Annotated in this window: 17 protein-coding genes, 1 tRNA gene and 1 pseudogene; 12 read left to right on the top strand and 7 right to left on the bottom strand. The window is 66.2% G+C overall.

All coding sequences use genetic code 11. The features are described from left to right. The first annotated feature begins 126 nt into the window (after nucleotides 1-126). The 9 genes from fdnG to KDW55_RS20980 all read left to right on the top strand — a co-directional run bounded on the left by fdnG (nucleotide 127) and on the right by KDW55_RS20980 (nucleotide 11,862). Nucleotides 127-3,198: a formate dehydrogenase-N subunit alpha gene (gene fdnG / locus KDW55_RS21020; RefSeq protein ID WP_156432192.1), complete on the top strand. Its 3,072-nt coding sequence runs from the start codon at nucleotides 127-129 to the stop codon at nucleotides 3,196-3,198. A gap of 10 nt (nucleotides 3,199-3,208) precedes the next feature. After that, nucleotides 3,209-4,123: a formate dehydrogenase subunit beta gene (gene fdxH / locus KDW55_RS21015; protein ID WP_040139449.1), complete on the top strand. Its 915-nt coding sequence runs from the start codon at nucleotides 3,209-3,211 to the stop codon at nucleotides 4,121-4,123. Then, entirely contained in the window at nucleotides 4,120-4,746 is a 627-nt protein-coding gene (locus tag KDW55_RS21010; RefSeq protein ID WP_040139450.1) for a formate dehydrogenase subunit gamma, read from the top strand. The genes fdxH and KDW55_RS21010 overlap by 4 nt, the downstream gene beginning before the upstream one ends. A 108-nt stretch (nucleotides 4,747-4,854) precedes the next feature. Next, on the top strand, nucleotides 4,855-5,796 hold the full coding sequence (gene fdhE / locus KDW55_RS21005; protein ID WP_212160941.1) for a formate dehydrogenase accessory protein FdhE: 942 nt from the start codon (nucleotides 4,855-4,857) through the stop codon (nucleotides 5,794-5,796). A gap of 67 nt (nucleotides 5,797-5,863) precedes the next feature. Continuing rightward, a complete protein-coding gene (gene selA / locus KDW55_RS21000; RefSeq protein ID WP_209822348.1) occupies nucleotides 5,864-7,303 on the top strand; it encodes an L-seryl-tRNA(Sec) selenium transferase in 1,440 nt (479 codons plus the stop codon). Continuing rightward, a complete protein-coding gene (gene selB / locus KDW55_RS20995) occupies nucleotides 7,300-9,225 on the top strand; it encodes a selenocysteine-specific translation elongation factor (RefSeq protein WP_209822349.1) in 1,926 nt (641 codons plus the stop codon). Before selA ends, selB begins: the two co-directional genes overlap by 4 nt. A 31-nt stretch (nucleotides 9,226-9,256) precedes the next feature. Further along, nucleotides 9,257-9,352 (top strand) — tRNA-Sec (locus KDW55_RS20990). 760 nt (nucleotides 9,353-10,112) lie between these two features. After that, entirely contained in the window at nucleotides 10,113-10,601 is a 489-nt protein-coding gene (locus KDW55_RS20985; protein WP_212160942.1) for an HrpB1 family type III secretion system apparatus protein, read from the top strand. 175 nt (nucleotides 10,602-10,776) lie between these two features. After that, nucleotides 10,777-11,862: a hypothetical protein gene (locus tag KDW55_RS20980; protein WP_249173999.1), complete on the top strand. Its 1,086-nt coding sequence runs from the start codon at nucleotides 10,777-10,779 to the stop codon at nucleotides 11,860-11,862. A gap of 154 nt (nucleotides 11,863-12,016) precedes the next feature. Here the strand turns inward: KDW55_RS20980 and KDW55_RS20975 are convergent, their stop codons facing one another. Beyond that, on the bottom strand, nucleotides 12,017-12,871 hold the full coding sequence (locus tag KDW55_RS20975) for a formyltransferase family protein (RefSeq protein WP_212160945.1): 855 nt from the start codon (nucleotides 12,869-12,871) through the stop codon (nucleotides 12,017-12,019). Between the two features lie 202 nt (nucleotides 12,872-13,073). Then, nucleotides 13,074-14,834 carry a hypothetical protein gene (locus KDW55_RS20970; protein WP_212160946.1) on the bottom strand — a complete coding sequence of 587 codons (1,761 nt, stop codon included), beginning with the start codon at nucleotides 14,832-14,834 and terminating at the stop codon, nucleotides 13,074-13,076. Between the two features lie 233 nt (nucleotides 14,835-15,067). Here KDW55_RS20970 and KDW55_RS20965 point away from each other — a divergent pair, with 233 nt between their 5' ends. Next, complete coding sequence (locus KDW55_RS20965) at nucleotides 15,068-15,373, top strand: hypothetical protein (protein ID WP_059546507.1); 306 nt, start codon at nucleotides 15,068-15,070, stop codon at nucleotides 15,371-15,373. A 19-nt stretch (nucleotides 15,374-15,392) separates the two neighbouring features. Beyond that, complete coding sequence (locus KDW55_RS20960) at nucleotides 15,393-15,752, top strand: HrpB1 family type III secretion system apparatus protein (RefSeq protein ID WP_040139469.1); 360 nt, start codon at nucleotides 15,393-15,395, stop codon at nucleotides 15,750-15,752. A gap of 147 nt (nucleotides 15,753-15,899) precedes the next feature. On the opposite strand, the pseudogene KDW55_RS20955 reads toward KDW55_RS20960, so the two are convergent. From KDW55_RS20955 to KDW55_RS20945, 3 genes and pseudogenes are all read right to left on the bottom strand, one after another. Further along, nucleotides 15,900-16,163: pseudogene (locus KDW55_RS20955) on the bottom strand (IS3 family transposase); the annotation flags it as partial. A gap of 311 nt (nucleotides 16,164-16,474) precedes the next feature. Further along, nucleotides 16,475-17,281 carry a phage tail tip lysozyme gene (locus tag KDW55_RS20950; protein ID WP_212160947.1) on the bottom strand — a complete coding sequence of 269 codons (807 nt, stop codon included), beginning with the start codon at nucleotides 17,279-17,281 and terminating at the stop codon, nucleotides 16,475-16,477. 243 nt (nucleotides 17,282-17,524) lie between these two features. Further along, nucleotides 17,525-19,975 carry a hypothetical protein gene (locus KDW55_RS20945; RefSeq protein WP_212198028.1) on the bottom strand — a complete coding sequence of 817 codons (2,451 nt, stop codon included), beginning with the start codon at nucleotides 19,973-19,975 and terminating at the stop codon, nucleotides 17,525-17,527. 196 nt (nucleotides 19,976-20,171) lie between these two features. Between KDW55_RS20945 and KDW55_RS20940 the strand changes: the two genes are divergently transcribed. Further along, the gene (locus tag KDW55_RS20940; RefSeq protein WP_231748530.1) at nucleotides 20,172-20,972 is read left to right on the top strand and encodes a hypothetical protein; all 801 of its coding nucleotides are present in this window, start codon (nucleotides 20,172-20,174) and stop codon (nucleotides 20,970-20,972) included. A 208-nt stretch (nucleotides 20,973-21,180) separates the two neighbouring features. On the opposite strand, the gene KDW55_RS20935 is transcribed toward KDW55_RS20940, so the two are convergent. After that, nucleotides 21,181-21,648 carry a lytic transglycosylase domain-containing protein gene (locus KDW55_RS20935; RefSeq protein ID WP_059546511.1) on the bottom strand — a complete coding sequence of 156 codons (468 nt, stop codon included), beginning with the start codon at nucleotides 21,646-21,648 and terminating at the stop codon, nucleotides 21,181-21,183. A 173-nt stretch (nucleotides 21,649-21,821) separates the two neighbouring features. Then, nucleotides 21,822-23,255: a helix-turn-helix domain-containing protein gene (locus KDW55_RS20930; RefSeq protein ID WP_059546515.1), complete on the bottom strand. Its 1,434-nt coding sequence runs from the start codon at nucleotides 23,253-23,255 to the stop codon at nucleotides 21,822-21,824. Nucleotides 23,256-23,332 lie beyond the last annotated feature (77 nt).

The raw sequence follows: 23,332 nt of genomic DNA, 5'->3' as shown, positions 1-23,332 counted from the left end.
AGGAACGCGGATCATCGCAGGTTAATCGGACAAATCGGTATTGATCCGAGGATTCGATCGAAGTTGCGTGAACTGTCTATAATTCCTTTCAGTTGTACCCCACCCCACAAGAACGCCGAGACCATCATGCTACAAATGTCCCGGCGCCAGTTCCTGAAGGTGACGGCCACGTCGCTTGCCGGATCGAGTCTTGCCCTGATGGGCTTTTCTCCGACCGAAGCGCTTGCCGAAGTCCGACAGTACAAACTGGCGCGCACAGTCGAAACGCGCAACACCTGCCCATATTGTTCGGTCGGTTGCGGCATCCTGATGTACAGCCTCGGTGACGGCGCGAAGAACGCGCAGCCGAGCATCATCCATATCGAAGGCGATCCCGACCACCCGGTCAATCGCGGCACGCTGTGCCCGAAGGGCGCGAGCCTGATCGACTTCATCCACAGCCCGAATCGTCTGACGCATCCCGAGTATCGCGCGCCGGGTTCGGACAAGTGGCAGAGCATTTCCTGGGCCGACGCGCTCGACCGGATCGCGAAGCTGATGAAAGCAGACCGCGACGCGAACTTCGTCGAGACGGCGGAAGACGGCGCGAAGGTCAACCGCTGGCTGACCACCGGCATGCTGGCCGCGTCGGCGGGCAGCAACGAAGTCGGGTACTTGACGCACAAGGCTGTCCGCAGCCTCGGGATGCTCGCATTCGACAATCAGGCGCGTGTCTGACATGGCCCGACGGTGGCAGGTCTTGCCCCGACGTTTGGCCGTGGAGCGATGACGAACCATTGGGTCGACATCAAGAACGCGGACGTGATTCTCGTGATGGGCGGCAATGCAGCCGAGGCCCATCCGTGCGGTTTCAAGTGGGTGACGGAGGCGAAGGCGCACCGCAAGGCGCGGCTGATCGTCGTCGACCCGCGCTTCACGCGTACGGCCTCGGTGGCCGACTACTACGCGCCGATCCGCACCGGCACCGACATCGTCTTCCTGGGCGGCGTCATCAACTATCTGCTGACGAACGACAAGATCCAGCACGAGTACGTGAAGAACTACACGGATTTCACGTTCATCGTCCGCGAGGATTTCGCGTTCAACGACGGCATCTATTCCGGCTATGACGCGCAGAAGCACGCGTACCCGGACAAATCGAGCTGGGACTATGAGCGCGGCGACGACGGTTTCGTCAAGGTCGATCCGACGCTGCAGCATCCGCGCTGCGTGTACAACCTGCTGAAGCAGCACTACGCGCGCTATACGCCGGACATGGTCCAGCAGGCGTGCGGCACGCCGAAGGAGAAATTCCTGAAGGTGTGCGAGATGCTCGCGAGCACGGCCGTGCCCGGCCGCGCCGGCACGGTGCTGTACGCGCTCGGCTGGACCCACCATTCGATCGGCGCGCAGATCATCCGCACCGGCGCGATGGTGCAGCTGCTGCTCGGCAATATCGGCATCGCCGGCGGCGGGATGAATGCGCTGCGCGGCCACTCGAACATCCAGGGCTTGACCGATCTCGGGCTGATGTCGAACCTGCTGCCGGGTTACATGACGCTGCCGATGCAGGCCGAGCAGGATTTCGACGGCTACATCAAGAAGCGCACACAGCTGCCGTTGCGCCCGAACCAGCTGAGCTACTGGAAAAACTACAAAGCGTTCCACGTCAGTTTCATGAAGGCGTGGTGGGGCGATGCGGCGACCGCCGAGAACAACTGGGCGTACGACTACCTGCCGAAGCTCGACAAGCAGTACGACCTGATGCAGGCGATCGAGCTGATGAATGCCGGCAAGATGAACGGCTATATCTGCCAGGGCTTCAACCCGCTCGCGGCGGCGCCGTCGAAGGTCAAGACGGCCGCCGGCCTCGCGAAGCTGAAGTGGCTCGTGATCATGGATCCGCTCGCGACCGAGACGTCCGAGTTCTGGAAGCCGCACGGCGACTTCAACGACGTCGATCCGTCGAAAATCCAGACCGAGGTGTTCCGTCTGCCGACCACGTGCTTCGCGGAGGAAAACGGCTCGCTCGTCAGCTCGAGCCGCGTGTTGCAATGGCACTGGAAGGGCGCGGAGCCGCCCGGCGAAGCGAAGAGCGATCTGGAGATCATGGCGGGGCTGTTCCTGCGCATGCGCAAGATGTACCAGACGGAAGGCGGCAAGTATCCGGATCCGATCGTGAACCTGACCTGGCCGTACGCGAACCCGGAAAGCCCGACGCCCGAAGAGCTTGCCATGGAGTTCAACGGGCGCGCGCTCGCCGATCTGCCCGACCCGAAGGATCCGACCAAGACGCTCGTGAAGAAGGGCGAGCAGCTCGCCGCGTTCGCGCAGCTCAAGGACGACGGCACGACCGCGAGCGGCTGCTGGATCTTCTGCGGCGCATGGACGCAAGCCGGCAACCAGATGGGCCGGCGCGACAACTCCGACCCGACCGGCATCGGCCAGACGCTGAACTGGGCGTGGGCATGGCCGGCGAACCGGCGGATCCTGTACAACCGCGCGTCGTGCGACGTGAGCGGCAAGCCGTTCGATCCGACCCGCAAGCTGATCGGCTGGAACGGCAGCGCGTGGAAGGGCGCCGACGTCCCCGACTTCAAGGCGGACGAACCGCCGGAGAACGGGATGGGGCCGTTCATCATGAACCCGGAAGGCGTCGCGCGCTTCTTCGCCCGTGCGGGGATGAACGAAGGCCCGTTCCCCGAGCACTACGAGCCGTTCGAGACGCCGCTCGCGGCGAACCCGCTTCACCCGGACAACCCGCAGGCGCTGAACAACCCGGCCGCCCGCGTGTTCCCGGACGACCGCGCGTCGTTCGGCAAGGTGACGGAGTTCCCGCACGTCGCGACGACGTACCGGCTGACCGAGCATTTCCACTACTGGACCAAGCATGCGCGGCTGAACTCGATCATCCAGCCCGAGCAATTCGTCGAGATCGGCGAAGACCTCGCCAAGGAAGTCGGCGTCGCACATGGCGATCGCGTGAAGGTGTCGTCCAAGCGCGGCTACATCGTCGCGGTCGCGCTCGTCACGAAGCGGATCAAGCCGCTGACGATCGAGGGCAAGAAGGTCCAGACGGTCGGTGTCCCGTTGCACTGGGGCTTCAAGGGTCTGACGAAGCCCGGCTATCTCGCCAACACCCTGACTCCGTCCGTCGGCGACGGCAACTCGTACACACCGGAATTCAAGTCGTTCCTGGTGAAGGTCGAAAAGGCGTAAGGGGGAAGAGATGGCATTGCAATCGCTGGATATCAAGCGCGTCTCCGCCACCACGACGCCGCCGCCCACGGCGCGCGAACCGGTGACCGGAAGCGTCGCGAAGCTGATCGACGTATCGAAGTGCATCGGCTGCAAGGCATGCCAGACGGCATGCATGGAGTGGAACGACCTGCGCGACGAAGTCGGCACCAACGTCGGCGTGTACGACAACCCGGCCGACCTCTCCGAACACTCGTGGACGGTCATGCGGTTCTCCGAATACGAGAACCCGGCCGGCGACCTCGAATGGCTGATCCGCAAGGACGGCTGCATGCACTGCGAGGATCCGGGCTGCCTGAAGGCCTGCCCGTCGCCGGGCGCGATCGTGCAGTACAACAACGGGATCGTCGACTTCCACGAGGAGAACTGCATCGGTTGCGGCTACTGCGTGACCGGCTGCCCGTTCAACGTGCCGCGGATCTCGAAGAAGGACCATCGCGCGTACAAGTGCACGCTCTGTTCCGATCGCGTCGCGGTCGGGCAGGAACCGGCCTGCGTGAAGACCTGCCCGACGGGCGCGATCGTGTTCGGCACCAAGGAGGACATGAAGCAGCACGCGGCCGAGCGGATCGAGGACCTGAAAGAGCGCGGCTTCGAGCATGCGGGGCTGTACGACCCGCAGGGCGTCGGCGGCACGCACGTGATGTACGTGCTGCACCACGCGGACAAGCCATCGCTGTATCACGGGTTGCCCGACAATCCGTCGATCAGCCCGATGGTGAGGCTGTGGAAGGGCATCGCGAAGCCGCTCGCGGTGGCCGGCCTCGCGCTGACCGCGCTGGCCGGGTTCTTCCACTACACGCGGGTCGGTCCCAACGAAGTCACCGACGAAGAGGAAGCCGCTGCCCGCGACGAGGCACGACGCATCAAGGAGGACGCGAAATGAACCACGACGACCCCAACCTGATCGTCCGCTACACGCCGAACGAGCGCACGAATCACTGGATCACCGCGATCACGTTCGTGCTGCTCGCGCTGTCCGGGCTCGCGCTGTTCCACCCGTCGATGTTCTGGCTCACCGCGCTGTTCGGCGGCGGCCAGTGGACGCGGATCCTGCATCCGTTCGTCGGCCTCGTGATGTTCGTGTCGTTCGCGATACTCGTGGTGCGCTTCTGGCATCACAACGTGCTCGATGCGGACGACCGTCAATGGCTGAAGCAGATCGGCGACGTGGTCACCAACCGGGAAGACAGGCTGCCGCCGGTCGGGCGCTATAACGCCGGACAGAAGCTGCTATTCTTCACGCTGGTGGCGTGCCTGTTGCTGCTTCTGCTGTCGGGAATCGTGATCTGGCGCCGCTACTTCTCGTTCTACTTCCCGATCGGGGTGATCCGCGCGGCAGCTGTCGTGCATGCCGTGGCGGCCTTCGTGCTGATCGCGAGCATCATCGTGCATATTTACGCGGCGTTGTGGGTGAAGGGGTCGATCGGAGCGATGGTGCGCGGCACCGTCACGCTGGGCTGGGCCCGCAAGCATCACCCGAAGTGGTTCCGTGAGAGCGTGAAGTAACGCAGCGGCGCGGAACGATACGCCGCGTGCGGCGCATCGTTCCGCCAACCGCCGGAATCGCCTGAAAGCGCCGATCCGTCGGCGCTTAGTTTTTTGGAAGACATTGTCGTGACACAACGCATTCTGGAGCCGACCGAGATCTCGGCACTCGATCATTCGGCCATCCCGCGCTTTCGCCTGCCCGAGCGCGGCACCGCATTCGCCGCGCGTGCCGAGCGACTGCGCAAGCTCGCCGATCTGAACCCGATCAGCGGTTACCTGCGGCTGATGGCCACTGTTGCGGACGCACAGCACGCGACGCTGCAAACGCTCGAGTTGCCGCTGCCGTCGAAGGAGGCGATTGCACGCGCGCAGCAACATTCGATGCCGCTCGTGCCGGCGCTCGGCGGCGAGCGCGACGCGCGCTGGCGCGCCGTGCTGTACGAACTGCTCGATCGCGTCGAAGGCGCAGGGCTCGTCAACCCGCAACTCGCGAAACTGCTCGACCGGCTGCGGCTGATGGCGCCGGCCGAACTCGACGCGCAGGCCGACGCGGTCCTCGCACTGCGCTTCGCCGAGGTCGACCCGGCCACCGCTCCGTTCGTGATGGCCGCGCTGCAGGTCGCGTGGACGGACCTCGCGGGCCGCGTGACGCCGGCCGACGTCCCGTATCTCGATCAGCCGGGCGTATGCCCGGTGTGCGGCACGCATCCGGTCGCGAGCATCGTGCGGGTCGGCGGCCAGTATCAGGGCTATCGATTCCTGCAGTGCGGGCTCTGTACGACCGAGTGGCACATGGTGCGTACGAAGTGTTCGCACTGCGACTCGACCAAGGGCATCGCTTACCACGGGATCGAGGGCGGCAGCGAAGCCGTCAAGGCCGAGTCGTGCGACGAATGCAAGACCTATCGCAAGATCGGCTACCAGGAGAAGGACTACGAGTTCGAACCGCTCGCGGACGACCTCGCGAGCCTCACGCTGGACCTGCTGATGAACGAAGCCGGCTACCAGCGGAGTTCGCCGAACCCGCTGCTGTGGCCCGACATGTCGCGCGAAGCGGAAACGGACTGACGGCACGGCGCCGGCGCGCGCGCCGGCGCAGGTCGCCTGTCATGCATCGAAAGGGAGCCACGATTACGTGACCGAACCGGGTTTGAACGAACTGAATGCCGTCCTCGCGCGTGTGCCGTCTGTCGAGCGCGTGCTGTCGTCGGCGCCGCTGCAGCCGCTGCTCGCGGACTATGGCCGCACGCGGGTGCTGAACGCGGTGCGCGCCGAACTCGAACGCTGGCGCGCCGCCGCGCAGCAGGATCCGACGGCGGCCGAACCGCTCGACGAGCCGCGAATCGCCGCCGCCGTCGCCCGTATGCTGGCCGCGCAAAGCGCGGGTGCCGTGCGCCCGGTGTTCAATCTGACGGGCACCGTGCTGCACACCAATCTCGGGCGCGCGCTGTTGCCCGACGACGCGGTGCGCGCGGTTGTGGCGGCGCTCACGCAGCCGCTCAACCTCGAATTCGACCTCGCGACCGGCCGCCGCGGCGACCGTGACGATCTGATCGACGACCTGCTGTGCGAACTGACCGGTGCGGAAGCAGCGACCGTCGTCAACAACAACGCTGCAGCCGTGTTTCTGGCCCTGTCCGCGCTCGCGCCGCGGCGTGAAGTGATCGTGTCGCGCGGCGAGCTCGTCGAGATCGGCGGCGCATTTCGCATTCCCGACATCATGAGCCGCGCCGGCGCGAAGCTGCGTGAAGTCGGCACGACCAACCGCACGCATCTGCACGACTATGCGAACGCGATCGGCCCGCGCACGGCACTGCTGATGAAGGTCCATTGCAGCAACTACGCGATCAGCGGCTTCACGAAGGAAGTGACGCTGGCCGAACTCGCGCCGCTCGCGCGCGAGCGCGGGCTGCCGGTGGCGGTGGATCTCGGCAGCGGCACGCTCGCCGACCTGTCGCAATGGGGCTTGCCCCACGAGACGACCGTGCAGGAAACCGTCGCGGCCGGCGCGAACGTCGTCACGTTCAGCGGCGACAAGCTGCTCGGCGGCCCGCAGGCCGGCCTGATCGTCGGCGATCGCGCGCTGATCGCGAAGATCAAGAAGCATCCGCTCAAGCGTGCGCTGCGTGTCGGCAAGCTGACGCTGGCTGCGCTCGAACCCGTGCTGCGCCTCTACCAGGCGCCGGAATTCCTGCGCGAGCGGCTCACGACGCTGCGTCTGCTCACGCGGCCGCAGCACGACATCGCCGAGGCCGCCGAGCGCGTGCGGCCGGCGTTGCAGGCCGCGCTCGGCAGCGGCTTCGACGTGCGCGTCGAGCCGATGTTCAGCCAGATCGGCAGCGGCGCGCTGCCGGTCGACCAGTTGCCGAGCGCCGGGCTCGTCGTACGCACGCCGGACGGCAAGCGCGGCGGCCGCGCGCTTGCGCAGCTCGAGAAGCGGTTGCGCGAATGGCCGCGCCCGGTGATCGGCCGCGTCGCGGACAATGCGCTGAGGCTCGACCTGCGCTGCGTCGAAGCGGCCGACGAAGCGGCATTCGTCGCGCAATGCATGCAGCGCGTGGAGCCGCGTGCATGATCGTCGGCACCGCGGGACACATCGACCACGGCAAGACGACGCTCGTGCGGGCGCTGACGGGCGTCGACACCGACCGGTTGAAGGAGGAGAAGGCGCGCGGCATCTCGATCGAACTCGGCTACGCGTACACGCCGCTCGAAAACGGCGACGTGCTCGGCCTGATCGACGTGCCGGGTCACGAGAAGCTGATTCATACGATGGCGGCCGGTGCGTGCGGGATCGATTTCGCGCTGCTCGTGATCGCCGCCGACGATGGCGTGATGCCGCAGACGCGCGAGCATCTCGCGATTCTGCAATTGCTCGGCGTCGCACACGGCGCCGTCGCGTTGACGAAGTGCGATCGCGTCGATGCGGCGAGGATTGCCGACGTGCGCGACGAGATCGCCGCGTGGCTGCACGATTCGACGCTAGCCGGTGTGCCGATCTTCGAAACGCGGGCGACCGTTGCCGACGATCCAGGCGTCGCCGCGCTGAAGCAATATCTGGCCGACGCGGCACTTGGATGGCGTGCGCGTCGCGACGACGGGTTGTTCCGGCTCGCCGTCGATCGCGTGTTTACGCTGGCCGGGCAGGGCACCGTCGTCACGGGCACCGCGTTCGCGGGCCGCGTGGCGACCGGCGACACGCTCGCGATCGCACGCACCGGCGATGCCGCGCGCGTGCGCAGCGTCCATGCGCAAAACCGGCCGGTGGACGCGGGCCGCGCGGGTGAGCGCTGCGCGCTGAATCTGGCCGGCGTCGACAAGGCTGACGTCGAACGCGGCGATACCATTGCCGATGCGCGGCTCGTCGCGACGTCGCCGCGTGTGGACGTCGAACTGACGCTGCTGGCCGATGCGGGACTTACGCTGACGCACTGGGCGCCGCTGCACGTGCACCTGGGCACGCTGCATCGCGTCGCGCACGTTGCGCTGCTCGACGGCGAAACGCTCGCGGCCGGACAGAAGATGCGCGTGCAGCTCGTGTTCGACGAGCCGGTGTTCGCGCTGCCGGGCGACCGTTTCATCGTCCGCAATCCGCAAGCGACGCGCACCGTCGGCGGCGGCCGTGTGCTCGATCCGTTCGGGCCGGCGCGCAAGCGTCGCACGCCGGCGCGGCGCGCGTGGCTCGACGCGCTGGCTGCGTGGCTCGACGAACGGCGGCTCGATGCACTGCTCGAGCAGGCGCCGCTCGGTATTGCGCGCACGATGCTCACGCACTTGACCGGGTTCGCGCCTGACGTGCTCGCGCTGCCGGAGGACGCGCTGTCGATCGGTCAACGCGAGCGCACGTCGAACGACGGCACGGTGATCGCGCGCGCACACTGGGTAGCGCTGCAGGCGCGCGCGCTGGACGCGCTGCGTGCATACCACGAGCGCATGCCGGACGAGCAGGGTCTCGATGCGGCACGTCTGCGACGAATGGCAGCGCCGCTCGTCGGCGATGCGTTGTGGCGCGCTGTGGTCGATGCGCTGGTGGGCGACGGGGCGCTTGCGCGCAGCGGCCCGTGGCTGCACCTGCCATCGCATGCGGTGAGTTTCGATGCGCGCGAAGAGGCGTTGGCGCAGCAGCTGCTGCCGCTGATTCATGCGGGGCGATTCGATCCGCCGTGGGTGCGTGACCTCGCGCGCGACACGGGCGCGGCAGAGGATGCCGTGCGCGCGCTGCTGCGCAAGCTCGCGCGGCGCGGCGACGTGCATCAGATCGTGCGCGATCTGTTCTATCACGCGGATGTCGTGCGCGAACTCGCCGGCCTCGTCGCGCAACTCGCGCCGACGCGCGGCGGCGGCCTCGACGCTGCAACATTTCGCGATGCGACCGGGCTCGGCCGCAAGCGTGCGATCCAGATTCTCGAGTTCTTCGACCGGGTTGGGTATACTCGCTTCCACCGCGATCTTCACTTCCTGCGGCCTGACAGCGGTTGGGCGGGTATTCAGGCGTAGGCGCTCGTCGTTCTTTTCGGTTTTTCCCCACGGAAGGCATTCGTATCCGGTGGTACGGCCGGGCTTCAAACCCGGTTGGGGGTGTCAGACACTCCCGGGTCGGTTCGACTCCGGCTGCCTTCCGCCACAAGGGTTTCCGGCGTTTCGACGTGCTCCAATCGGGGCTCGAAATGCCCTGCGGTGCGGGTTTTTCCGGCTGATTCGTGTAACCGGTTCAGGCTCGCCCGAGCTAACCAAGACTCTCCGCTTACGACATGTCGCCCAGTATGTCCGCTGTCAGGCAAGATGAAAAGCTGACGACATCGTCCCCGGCTGCCTGACGGACTTGCGTGTTCAATCAAAAATGCGATCGGGGTTCTTCGCGTACCCAATCCATTGACGAGCTTTGCCGCGGTCGCTTCAGGTTGCACCGGTCTCCGGATCGCGATACTCCGGCGCAATCGGAGCGCGGGGGGGCGCCGGTCCCCGCATCATCGGCAGCGCCTCCTGTCTGTGGTGACCGCTCCATTTTGTGAGCCGATGGCCTGCGGACGCTGCATCGATCGCCGGGCGATTCGACGGGCACGGGTGGCCGACGTCCCGACGCGCATCGACCAATGGCGAGCCTCCCTCGAAGCCGAGCATCGAGAAAATCCCCCGTTGGGATACACGGCGAGCGATCCGGCCTATCGCACCGATCGATCCCGTCGCCGCGGTAGGTTTCTTCCCCAGTCTTTCTTCGCATCCCGATCGTTCCGTTCGCATCGCGTCGGCGAAAGCCCACCCGATACAAGAGACTAACCGCCAGGGGACGCCCGCGACGCACGAGCCGGCAACCAGCGCGGCACGGCTGCGCGCGGCGCCGCCGTGTGCTTTTTGATTGCAGCACTCCAGCAGACGAGGACATCGTGACTTACACAGGATGCAGGGATGAGATTGCGGGCGGCTTGACCAAGGTGCTGTGGACGGCTTCGCAGCTCGACGACGAAGCCGACTTCGAGGATCTCCTCGAAGCGATCCGCGTGCTTCGGCCGAAGTGGCCCGGGGCGGGGACGGTTGCCGCGTGGCGTTACGTCCGGCGCCAGGCATGGGGCGACGCGCGTCGCGTGCTCGAAGACGACGACACCGAAGCGAAGCGCTCGGGGCTTCATACCGCACTGATGGCGGTGTGTCTGTTCGGCCTCGAAGACCCGCTGTGGCACAGCTACGCGCTCAGCGCGGCCGACCAGCGCGAAAGCATCGAAGGCGCGAAGATCGGCGCGTGTCTGCTCGAGCGTGCCGCAAAGCTCGATGCGGGGGTTCAAGCGCCAGCGTCCGCCGACGCACCGGCGAGCACGCACGGCGTGCCGGCCGACAACAGCGGATTCTCCGCGTCGATGACGTGGGTCCGCGCATGAGTATCCGTTTTCACGTTTTCTGCGCTTCGGGCGATTCGCATTTCAATTGCGGCCTTCGCATCGGTGCGCTTGCAGCAGCGGCAGCAACCTAGACTGACTTTGCCTCGTAGTACCCACGGTCACGCAAACACTTACCCGACAGGAAGGAAACATCATGAATCTGAACGTTCCGAGTATGACTACCTACCCCACCGATCCGGCGAGCTACCTGCAACGGCTGACCAACGGTGCGTCGACGAACTCGACGCAGGACGTGCTCAAGGATCTCATCGGCCTCATCAGCCAGTTGCTCAAGCAGATGCAGACAGGGCAGAACGGGCAGGCGGGCGGCATGCCGGGCGGCGCCGGCGACGCTGGCGGCATGCCCGGTGGCGGCGCGGGCGCAATGCCCGGCGGTATGGGGGCGACGCCCGGCGGCATGGGCGGCGCGGGCGGCATGGGGGGCGCAGGCGGGATGACGGGCGGCGCCGGCGGGATGACGGTGCAAAACGCGGCGGGCGTGCTGGCCTCGTACATGGGCCAGCATGGCATCAGCGCGTCCGACCCGAACACGATGTACAAACTCGCGACGAACGCCGACGGCGGTACGCCACCCACGGTGCAGCAAGCGGCGCAGACAATGCTCGCGAACCCGGGTGCCTACCAGCAGATCGAGACGCACGACGTGGCGGGCACCGACGGCAAGTCCGGGGTGGGCAACTTCCAATGGGCGGCTCAAGGCGGCCTCGGCGCGGCGGGCAACGCAACGGGTGGCGCGGGTGGCGCGGCGGGGCAGTCGGGAACGACCGGCGGCTTGCCTGGCTCGGGCGGTTTTCCGGCGAACACCAGCACGCTGCCGACAACGGGTGCGACGGCAGGCTTCACGCCCGGTACGGGCGACCTCGTGAAGGACGGCAAGCCGCTGCAGATGGCCGACGAAGGCAAGGCGCTGGCCAACTTCAACGCGCAGGATGGCGCCGACTTCCAGGCCATGGAAAGCGCGTTGTCGCACGGCGACGGCAATGCGGCGGCGAAGACGCTCGCGAACGCGGTGAAGTCGGGCAAGCTGAGCCAGTCGGATGCGGCGGCGATCGGCGCACAGCTGCAGCAGACGGCGAACGCGCATGGCGGTGGCAAGATCAGCCATGAGGCGAGCAGCGCGCTTTCGGATGCGCTTGGCGGCGCGAACGTGCTGACCCCCGGCAAGACGCGCGCCGCGGTTGCCTTCGAGAACATCACCGGCATTCACACGGGTACGATCGCCGGCGTCAGCACCAAGTAACGCCGCCGGCAGTTCTCGCGGTCATCCCGATCGGCGACCCGAAGGGCCGCCGGTCGATCTGCAGGAAGCGACAATCGGCAGCAATCGGCGGCCGCGCTGCGAAACACCGCAGCGCGGCCGCTCCGTTGTTTACCGGCGCAGCCGATGTCCCGATTCAGCCCTCCATCTGCTGACGAAGGGACGCGTTCAGCGGGCTCCATTCGAGCAAGGCGACGAACCCGTCCTGCGCGGCGACCACGACCCAGCGCCGGTACTGATGCACGATCCGGCCGGGCTCGTACGTGTGTGCTTCCTGCCAGGCGGTGGCGCGTCGCACGTAGACGGTCGTGCCGAAGAGCGGCGCGATCGATTCGATGTTCCCGCAGGCCCGCACGACGCGCAGCACCTCGGCCACGGGCTGCGCGAAATCGATCGTGCGCTCGGCATCGGCAACGCGCGGCCAGTAGCTACCCACGCCTTGCGGACGCCGTCCGTTCCAAAGCCGATCGAAGTCGCAAGCGACGCGCGCGGCCAGCCGTTGGGCGGCCATCTGCAGCTTCAGCTGCAGCGTCTCGTGCCATTCGTCCGCATCGAGCGGAAAGCATTCGGAATCGAGGATCTCCCCGGTATCGAAATCGGCATCGATGCGATGGCAACTGACACCCCACTCGCGCCGCCCGTCGAGAATGGCGCGCATGGCCGGGTACGGGCCGCGCCCGTCGGGCAGCGGGGACGGATGGAAGTTCGCCGCATGGCGCAGATAGGGTTGCCACGCTGGAATCTTCCAGCTGTAGCCGGCCACGATCAGGGCCTTGCATTGCCGGTCGGCGAGCCAGCGCAGATCGTCTTCGTCGATGCGTGACAACTGCACCGGAATGCGCAGCTTGTCCGCGCGCTCGACGAGCTCGCTATTGAAGTCGAGTCTGTTGTCGACCGGAATCGAGTAGAGCGCCACAGGCTCCCAGCCGGCGGCAACGAATGCGTCGAAGACGACACGCCAGCGATCGAAGCCGGCGAACGCGAATCGCATGATCGGTTCTCCCTTTCACAATGAAGGTCATGGCGGCATCGAGAGCAATCACGGCCGACGGCCACCCCGCTTCACGGTAAGCGCGCGCGATGGAGAACAACCTGCGCGTTCCGAAGTTTGGTCGAGTGCCCCGAACCGGCACAAATCGCCGAGCGCGCGCCGCGGCGCGCGCTCGCTATTGCGCGTTACGCCGCACCGCGGTTCAAGACCTCAGCCCGAGGTTTTTCTTGATGGCGTCCTCCGCCGTCTTGGCGGCGGTTGTCGTGAGACCGGGCTGCCCGATGATGTTGGCGATCTGTTTGAGCCGCTCGCTTTCGGTGAGCGGTGCGGTGCTCCGGCTGGCAGCCGGCGCATCGCGCGGCGCCGGCGCCTCTTGCGGTTTTTCGCGCTGCGCACGGGCAAGCTGCGAAAGCAGCAGTGCCGCTTCACCCTTCGGAATACCGCTGTCTGTCAGCAGCGTGTGCGCGGCGATCAGATCCTGATTGCGGCTCGCGCGCGGATGGTTGTGCACGATCGCGAGCGCCTGCTCGGCGCGCTGCGAGCCTGACGCATCGACTGCCATGTCGGCGCCCGCGAGCGCCGCGAGCGAAGCCGGATCGAGGCGCCCAATGCTCTTGGTGACCATCGACAGAATGTGCTTGACCACGATGTCGCGCTCGGCGTCCTTGTGTACCTTTGCCTTGTCCTCGGCGTGCATGCCCGAGATCAGGCGCTTGCCGAACGACGTCGTGCTGTTGGCGTAGCGGCGTGCATCGTCATAGAGCGACGCATAGATGCCGGCTTGCGCCTGCGGGCTGCGCAAGTCCGCAGCCACGCCTTCGTCCTCCGGCTGCGCGTCCATCGCGCGCAGATCGTTGATCTTCGCGCGGCTCGTTTGCAGCGCCGCGCGCAGGCGCTCGTCCTGCGTCTGGCCCGTGTAGTCGTGCGGGGCCAACACAGTGTCGACGTAGCGTTGAATCGTGGCGGCCTTCGCGTTGCGCAGGTTTTGCCGTCCTTCGACAAACGGCTTCTTCAAATCGAGCGCTTCCTTGACGGCGTTGGTCACGTGCCCGGATGCCGCGAGCGGCGCCAGCGCGCCGTGCGAGCCGCCTATGAGCAGCCCGCTTGCCGTCAGACCGATCGCGGACGTGACCGACTGGTAGAGCGCGCCGTTGCGTTGTTTGCCCTTGTTCTCCGCGATGCTCATTGCGGTCAATACGTCGCGGGCATGCTGCGTGAGCGGATGCGCGTCGTCTCGCGCAATGCGCGAGAGCTTGCCTTTGTCGTATTGCCATGCTCCCTTGCTGTTTTTCGTCAGCAGCAGGTTGTCGACCCGGTTCGGCATCGGCGCGCCCGGAGGGTTTTTTTCGGGGTGCTCGAAGCGTTCGACGTCGGTGGCGAGCATCGCCTTGACCTTGTTTTCGTAACGGCGATGAATCGAATGCGCGGCGGCGGCGTTCGAGCCCGAAGCCAGCGCGTTCACGAGGTCGGTGGCGGGCGCCGCGTCGTAGCCGAAGTGTCCGTGCGCCGCCGTCGATGCGCCGTTAAGGCCGTCTTTCGCGGGCCGCTTGGCGGCGAAGGCCGTCAACGTCATGCCTTTGCGGTTGACGCCCATCGCGTGCGCGAAATCGGCGAAGCGCCGGCCTTTGCCGCCGGCATCCGGCACGAATGCGCCGAGGTCGTCCACACCGTGCTTCTGCGGCACGACAGCCGCTGCGGGCTTGGGAGCGGCGGGCGCCGCAGGCGGACCTTCCGCATACGGGCGTTTGCCGAGGTCGCCCAGTGCGTCGATCAGCGCGCCGGCACTCGCACGACGGGCCGGCATCGGTGCGGTTTTCACTCCCGTGGAGGGGCCGGGATCGCTCGGCGTGCGGGTGAGGGAGGCGGAGTCGGTCGCACGCGACCGGAGCTCGATCTTGGGTTGGGGCGCCATGATGTTCTCGGACCAGGAGACAGGATGGACTGCACTGTGCGGACCGGCCATGACACTCCCGTGAACCGCGCGAAGCACCGTTCGGATTGGCGAAGCGGGTGAGTGGCGGCATACCGCCGAGCCGGCTCGCGGGTGTCGCGCATTCGGTTTTCGCGGTGCGGCTTCGCGCGCGCGAGCGCGTTCAGATCCGCATTCATTAGATTGGAACGAGGGCCGGCTTCACGCGGCTCGGTTTCGCGCGTTTCATCGAGCGCGCGTTTCGTTCACGATCAAGGAGAAAACGAATGAGCTTCATCGGCAATATTGTGAAGAGCGTGGTCGGGGATGTCACCAAGGCTGCCGGGGATGTTCTCAATGGTGTCGGCAATGCGTTGCACGGCGCGGCGACGTTCGGCAAGGGGCTGCTGAGCGGCAACCCGAAGGAAGCCCTCGCGGGGGCGGGGGCCATTGCGACGGGTGGGCTCGAGGCGCTCGAGGGCGGCACGGCGCTCGCGGAAAACCTGACGCCGGAGGGCGCCGCTACCGCGCTCGCATTGGCGGGCGGCAAGGAGGCGGTGCGCTCGCTGACCTCAGGCACCGGTGCAGCGTGATACACGGACGGTGACGAGCATGATGGAGCTTCTTGCCGAACTGCCGGCCGATGCGCCAGCCATGGCGCAGGCGATCATCGAGCATATCGAGGCCAACGAGCTGGACGAGGCCGACGCGCTGCTGGCGCGCATGCACGATGTCTACCCCGAAACGCGCGAGGTGCACGTGTTTGCCGTAACGATCGCATTGGTGCGCGGGCGTCCGCACGAAGCGTGGCAGATCGTGAACGGATTGCCCGACGATCGCGCGCCCGAGCTGAAGGCTATCTGCCTGAAAGTCCTCGACGATCCGTCGTGGCATGGCTATGCGACGGCACACGAGGACAGTACGGATCCCTACGTGCGCCTTGCCATGCGTCGCCTGCTCGAAAGAGACTGATGACCGCGCCCGGGGCCTTCGGCCCCGCTCGGTGAGCCCTCCTGAAGTGGTCAAGTCGTTTTGGGCACAGCTGCGCGTGACGCTGCGAGCACCTCGAAACGCGCGGGCGACAGTCCCTTCGCAGCCGAGTGAAGGCGGCGATGATTACGCCGCTCGATAACGGTGTACGCGCCTGGGCCGCACCAGCCGAGCATGACGCATCAACGATCGACGCCGATAACGGCCCGAGTTGTGTCGGAGCGAGCGCAACGCTTGCGACATGCTCGTGCTGCCGTAGCTTCGGCGCGTCTCCTCGCTAATACGCACCGCTGCCAGCGCCATCGAATCGCGATTGGATTTGCATTGGCGCAACTCCGATGCGTAATTGCTGCCACGTGCTACAGCCGCCACTCGACAAATCAGCGCTACCGGGCAGCGCCTCACACGCGCAGGAAAGGGGGTAATCCTGCGCCAAGACGCGTCGTATCGACTTTTATTCGGATTCCTCGTAAAACGCACGCCTGGCCACTATGGGGCGCCCCAGACGTCACGTGACTTCCTTTTGGAACTGCCCAGGGGCAATGAACCGCCACATACCATCGAGTCGTTTCCCTCGAATCAGGTAGCCCGTGTATTGCGAGCGGTGTTTTCGCCCGGCGGAAAGCGCCGGCGCAAAAATCCCGCCCGGACATCGGGCGGGATCGTGCGAGCTTCAGACGCCCTGGGAGCGGACGCATGCGCGGTCAGAGGCCTTGCGCGAGGAATTGCTCGGCGTACTTGTTGCGATTTTCCATTTGCGGATCGGTGGCTTGTTCGTAGTCCTTGTCCCAGACCAAGGCCGCCTGTTCCGCCGTCGTCGTCTGCTTGATGTCCGTGATCGTCTTGCTGTACGTCGTGTCGAGTTCCTGATTCATGAAGCCGATGTTGGCTTCGAGGCTGCCCGGGTCGAGTCCGTGCTCCTTCGCATAGTTGATTTCGCCCTGCTTGCGTGTGCCGCCCCATTGCGCAAGACCCCAACCGTTGGCGTTGTCGTCCGCGAAGTTGCCGGACGGCGCACCTGTCGCTCCGCCTTGATTGACGTTGCCTCGCAGCCCGCTTTCCTGCTGCAGGTTGCCGAGCACGCCGGCGACCTGCGCGTCGGCCAGGCCGTAGCGCGATTTGAGGTCTTGTGCGATGGCGTGTGCGGCGTCGCCGCCCGATACATTGGGCAGCGTGTTGCCGCCGCCACCGCCGCTTCCACCGCCGCCTATTCCGGGCGACGCGCCGCCGCCGCCGTGGCCGCCGCCGCCACTCACGCCAGCGGGTGCGCCGCCGCCACCGCCGGCATACGCGGGCGGCGCCGAGAACGAGGGCGCACCGCCGCCGATGCCGCCCACACCGCCCGCATCGCCCGAATTCTGGCTGGATGGATCGAGAATCTGCTTGATTTCTTCGATGAGCAGCTCGAGTAGTTGTGCGAGCTGCGATTCGTTCGTGCCGCCGATCCCGCCGACATCATCGATGCCGTTCAGATAGCCGGCGTTATAGCCTTGCACTGCTGTGGTGGACATGATTTTCTCCGCGTAAGAATGACGGTATTCATCAGTTGCTGCTGGAGCGCCGATAGCGGCCGCCTGCGCAACCTAATTTATTGCCCGGCGCTTACAGCGCCTTGACGGATGCGAAATCGTTGCCGGATTGCCGAACTGCCGAACCGGGTGGCGGCCGCGATGTCGACGCAGGCGGCGTGTGCCGCCGATGCGCCCACCTGCGCGAGCGTTCGTCGTTGCGCTTGCTCTGCGCGGCCCGCGTACTCACGGCGTCGCGCGATGCATCGTGCCCAGTTCCATCCCGTTGTCGGAGCCGACCGTTCGCCGTTCATTCGACCGGTTCGACGGGCTCGACGTGCTCGCCGCGAACGGCAGGCACCCCGCGATGATGAGCAGTGCGCCGAACGCGTTGTTCAGTAAGCCCTTGTAGCCGTCGGACCAATCGCCTCTGCCCTCCACGGCGTGACTGACCACGGCGGTGGCGGCATAGAGGGAGAGGAACAGGCTGAGACGCGCGATTCCCGCGCCGGCCGCCTTGTTTCCGAGTTGCGTGGCCGTGCTGGTTTCGGAGGTGTCGATCTTGCCCCAGCTCAGGCGCAGCGTCTTCAGTTCATCGAGCGCCTTGCCCGTGAAGCCGTGCGTCGAGATTTCCGAGGCCACGCGTCCCCCGATCGCATCCAGCCCCTCGCCGGCGGCATTCGCTGCCGAATAGCCGAACAGCCCCTTGATCGCTGCATTGGTCTTCGTGTGGTGAATGAGGCTGTCGACGTAGGACGTGGCCGACCATTGCGAGCTGGCCTGCGCGGTGTTCACGGCGAGCTGGTTAAAGAAATACGGAGCGTCGTTGAGCATCTGACCTCTGACCGGGCGCTCGTAGCCTGCGTCGTGATTGCCTTCGAGCGGGCGGAACACGTTGATCACGTCGCGCGCCAGGTATGCGTACGATTTGATTGCACTAGGCAATATGCTGGCGAGCTGCCCGAGATGCCCGTTGCCCTGATCGTTCTTGCCGGTATAGGCTGCGGCGGTCACCGTCGCGATCAGCGCGATGATCTGCGCACCGTGGCCCGCGTAGGTCTTCTTGTCCGCGGTGCCGGTGTGATACTTGTGCAACATCGCGGCCAGGTTGCCCATCGCCGCCGCCGTGAACAGCGACGCCGTAATTGCGCCGCGTGTTTCGGGCCCGGCGCCGCTCTTGTCGAGGACGGCCTCGGTCGCCATCGAGCACAACTCCCGGAACAGGGTGGCGCCGCCGGTGGCGGCGAATTCATGACTGAACGCGTTGACAAGGTTGGCCGTCCACCCTTTGAGCGGTTGCGCGGCTCCGTAGGGGTTCCGAGTGAGCATGTCGCCGACGTTCGAGATGAACGACCGGATTTGCCCCGGCCGGGATAGCGCGGCCGACAGGGTGTCGGTGATCGCCGCGGCCGATGCCGGACGTGTGTCCGCGGTCTCCGCGGCCGCCAATGTCTCCACGGCCGCCAATGTCTCGGCGGCGGCCAGCGTCCGGATTTCCGGCGCTACCCGGGGCGACGAGTTCGGCGCGGTTGCTTCGGACGGGCTTTCGGACTCGTGACTGTCGATGTCTTGCGCGACGAGGCGACGCGCCGAGACGCTGGCCGAATTCGGGAAAAGAGGGTGTCGGGACACCGTGTCGTGCCCGTCGGGCAACGCAGGCGTCTCGGGCAGGCGCGACGATGACGCCTCCGCGTGGGAAGGCATCGTGAAAGCGCTTTTTGCCGGCACCGGTTTGTCTTGCGATGGCGTGGCCGAAGACGTGCCGGCCTTTCCGGGTGGCTCGAGAACAGCTTTTCCCGACGCAGATTTATGCTGATCGAACGCGGGGCTGCTCGAACCCGACGTCTCGGGCATTTCGCCGGCAGCGCTGGTCCGTGCGTCGTCCACGAGCGCGGGCGGCTCTTTCGGGAGCGGCGCCGGACTTGCCGAACGCGACGTCGCGGGCATTTCTCCGGGCGCTTTCGCCGTTTCCGCTTCCGTTTTTGCTTCCGCGCGCTCGGGCGTCTCCTTCGCGTGCGAAAGCGTGCCGGGTGCGCGCGACGTTTCGGGCTTCGATTCGGCCGCGCTCGTCGTCGCGGCTGTCAGCTCCGTGGCTTCCTGCTCGCGCGGCAGCGGGCTGCCCGAACGCGACGTGGCCGGTTGCTTGCCGGCCGCATTCGTTTCCATGGGCTCCTGTTGTCGAGCGGGAGCCGCACTCTCGTGCTGCGATGCAGGCGTATGCGGTTGCGGTTCGTCGTGTACGTGCAATTCTTCACTCGACTGCCCGTCCCCCGACAAGTTCAGTACCGGCACCGTCTCGTCTCCGAGGGCTGCGCGTTGAGCGCGCAGCGTGTCCGAACCGGGCAGCGACCGAGAGCCTCCCCCTTGGCGGCCGATCGTGGAGCCCGACGACGATGCGCGCGGCGGCAGCGAGTTGCGCCTGACCGGCAACGCTGCCGGCAGCGGCGGCGAGGGGGGCAGTGCCGTCCCGGCCGGTTGCGATGTTGCCGACAGCGAGCCCTCCTGCGCCGGTGTGCTGGCGCCGGTGTGCGCCGGAAAGGCGGGTGCATTGCTCAGCGCGCCGAGCAATGCACCGCCGGAGGGGCGCGGGCCGCTCATCGATGCGCTTCGCGGGCGCGGGGCCGGCGCGGGCGGCGTGTCGTTGCGCGGGAGGTCGAGCGATGATGACCGTACTTGCGTGTTGTTGCTGATCGTCATGACGTTTCCTTTCGGTTGATTTCGATCGTTCGACATCGCCTCGCGACAAAGGCCATGATGGACTCTCGCGTTGCCTCATCGCGTCCAGACGGTCGACGTGCCTTCGCGTGTCGATTCCGTCTTCGCGCCTCGCGAACGTGGGTTCTCGTGTTGGAAAGGTAAAACGACATAACGGTGACAGTCGGCCGATTCCGAAGTGGCGTGCAAAAAAACGCACGTCGATGCCGGCGCCGATGCCAGGACTGCCGATCGATTTGCGCACTTCATCGCCTTTGCCGCATGCGTGCTTCGCAATTTCGCTCGCCGCGTCGCGTCGCTTGCGTTGCGCAATGCCGTGGAGCATAAGCTTGCGCTTGCATTCCTCGATATCGCTCCGCGTGAGTGGGATGCGGGGACCGTGCCGCACCGACATCGAACGATGTTGCTGGCGACGGAAATCGTCATGTCACTCAAGGAGTTCGCCATGAACAACTTAGGAATTCGGCCGGGGCTCGTCCAGTCCCGTGTCGCGGAGTTCGAGAAAGGGACGAAGAACGGTGCGGCCGACGGCGCGCAAAAGCAATCGCCCGCGCGCAGCAAAGGCCAACTGGACGGCCTGTCCAGCTTCAAGGGAGCCGACGGCGCGCCGCCGCCGCCGCCCCCGCCGCCGCGCAACTTTGCCAGCCTGCCGGGGCGCGCGGGGAACGTCGGTGCACAGGTTCTGAGTTCGGCCCTTCATGCCGGAAGTCACTTTCTGCCGCCCGGCGTTGCGTCCACCGCAATGCATGCGGCGGGTGACATGGTGCGTCCATCGGCCCTCGGCGCAGGGGACCCCGTGACGCAAATGGCTGCGATGCAAAACGACTTCCTGAAGCAGCAAAGCGAGATGACGCGGCTCAACAACGCGAACACGATGGCGGCCGCGGTCAACCAGCAGTCTCAGGAGCTCACATCGGCGCTGGCGTCGGTGGGTAACAAGGGTGCCAGCAACATTTCGAACGCCGCCAAGGGGCAGTAACGGCTACGGCGGGCCGCGGCGTTTTCGCGCGCGGCTCGCGAGCGCTCCGGTCCGATCGTCCACGCCTCCTTCCTGCGTTGTTCCCGCTTCGTCCCCGCCTCGCGCGTGACTTGCGCTCGCGATACCGGACGACTTCCTCATGCGGCGCCGCTTTCCCTCTTGATGACGTTCGCGGGCAGCCGGGCCGGCCCGGCTGCCCGCGCTTGTCCTACTGCCCGTCATCCGCCAGCTTCATGCGCTCGACGATGCGTTCCACCGAACGCGCGTAGCGGTCGCGCTCGGCAGGTGTCTCCGAATGGTAGGCGCCGATCGCCGCCCAGGTATTCCCGTACTTGACCATCATCTTGTGCAGATGCCACGCAGCGACGTAGACGCTCAGGCACGGGTTCATGAGGTCGTCCGCCGAGACGCCGTAGCGCGACAGCAGCGGGAGGTGAATCGAGTTGATCTGCATCATGCCGTAATCGGTCGAACCGTTCCGGTTGCGATGGAGCGCGTTCGCGTTGCCATGCGATTCTTGCCACGCAATCGCACGCAGCACGACGGGGCTCACATGTTGATAGGCTGCGGCCGCCGCGAAGCAGTCGGGGGTCTGCGCGTGCACTTCGACGGGCCGCGCGGACAGAACGGCAAGCGCCAGCGCGAGCGCCGGCTTGGGTGTGAACAGTCGCATCATTGATCATCCGGTAAGAGAAGCGGTGCGGGAATCGCTTCGCACCGACGTGCGAATGAAAACGCCGTCCGACCCACGCGTTTGCGTTTCGTCGGACGGCGTTGGCGGAAAAAAGCCGCGGGCCGGCCGTGTTGCGGATCGGTAGTGCAGCGCTCCGGCGCCGCACACCGCTGCGCTCAGCGGCCCATCGTCTCCGACGGCGCTTCCTGGAACACGCGCCGGTAGCCGTTGACCAGCGTCGAACGATGGCGCACGCCCCATTTGTTCGCGACGTCGAGCACGCGCGTAGCCGGTGCGCCGTCGTCGAGCAGATCGTCGCGAATGCGCTCCATCCGCCGGCGCCGGATCAGCTCGCTCGGCGACAGCCCGAGGTGGTTCTTGAACGCTGCCTGCATCGCGCGCTCGGTCACGCCCACATGCGATGCCACTTCGCGCACCGAAAGGTCCTTTTGGTCGAGGTTGTCCATCAGATAGCGATACGCGCGGCGGTATTTCGCCGGCAGGCGGGCGCTCACGTCGTCGGAGCGCTGCGCCGTGCGCGATGCCTGCATGTGCTCGGCGGCGGCGGGCATCGACATGCTGTCCGCGCGCACGTGTTGAATCGAGGCGAGCGCGTAGCGGCCGTAGAACTGCGCGAATTCCTGCGTGCGCATTTGCTGCTGCATGATCTTCGCGCGGCAATAGAGGTAGTCGAGGTACCAGCGCGCATGCTGGCTGCCTTGCGAATTCGCCGCGCCGGACGCATCGAGCATCGCTTCGGCCAACGGCGTCGCGTGGCCCGCGATCGCAGCCAGCGTGATTTCGAGGCACAGACTGCGGTGATAGTCGTTGAGGCCGGCCTGCCGGCTCCAGCTCACGTATTGCTTGAGCGTTTCGCCGGCGGGCGTCCGGCCGTCGGCCAGCGAAACGAGCCGGTTCAGGTGCGAGAGACGCTCGGCCAGCAGCGGCAGCACGGTCCCGGCAGGCTGCGAGCCGGGTACCGGTGCCTCGGTCGGCTCGAACTCCGCGATAGCCGAGCGCCAGTAGATGTGGTCGGCGAGTCGTTCGGCACCGTGCAGTTCGTGCTGCGCGAAGAGGTCCCGCCGCAGCGCTTCCACGAGGTAGCTCCAGCGGCCATCGTCGTGCGTTGCCGCCAGCGCTGCCAGCTCGCCGAGGCGATGGCACGCCGCCTGGATCAAGCCAAGATGAAACGAAACGAGTGTCGCACCGACGAGGCTGTCGAGACGCTGGTGCGGCGTGGCCGCCTTTTCCTCGCCGACGCGCTTGAAGCAACTGAGCGCGACGTTGAACTGGTTGCGGAACAACGCTTGCCAGCCGGTATTGCGGCACGACGCGATTCGCAGACCGTCGCGATGGGCGCGTATGGCCTTTTGCGCGCGGCGATACGTTTCCTCAGCTTCTTCATGGCGGCCGAGCATCAGCTCGAGGTCGGCGCAGACCTGCAGCGCTGCGTAGCCGGGCTGAGCTTGCGCCGTGTCGGTATCGGCATGGCGTGCGGCGTGGCGGACAGCGTCGAGAAACTGGCCTTGGAGCATTTTCGCGGCGACGTCCGCAGGGGTGTCGTCGAAGGCGAGGGCCGAGGCGGCGGCGAAGTAGATCGTTGAGAACATGTCGTGCTCCTGACTCAATGAACGATGCGTTAAGCGGCGTGAAACGATTCGTGAAGCAGTGAGCGCATGTTTTCATC

Origin of the sequence: Burkholderia sp. AU19243 (assembly GCF_018148075.1) — a bacterium.
GTDB lineage: Bacteria > Pseudomonadota > Gammaproteobacteria > Burkholderiales > Burkholderiaceae > Burkholderia > Burkholderia latens_A.
Note: the sequence above shows the minus strand (reverse complement) of the source record. Positions and strands in the feature narration are given on the sequence as shown.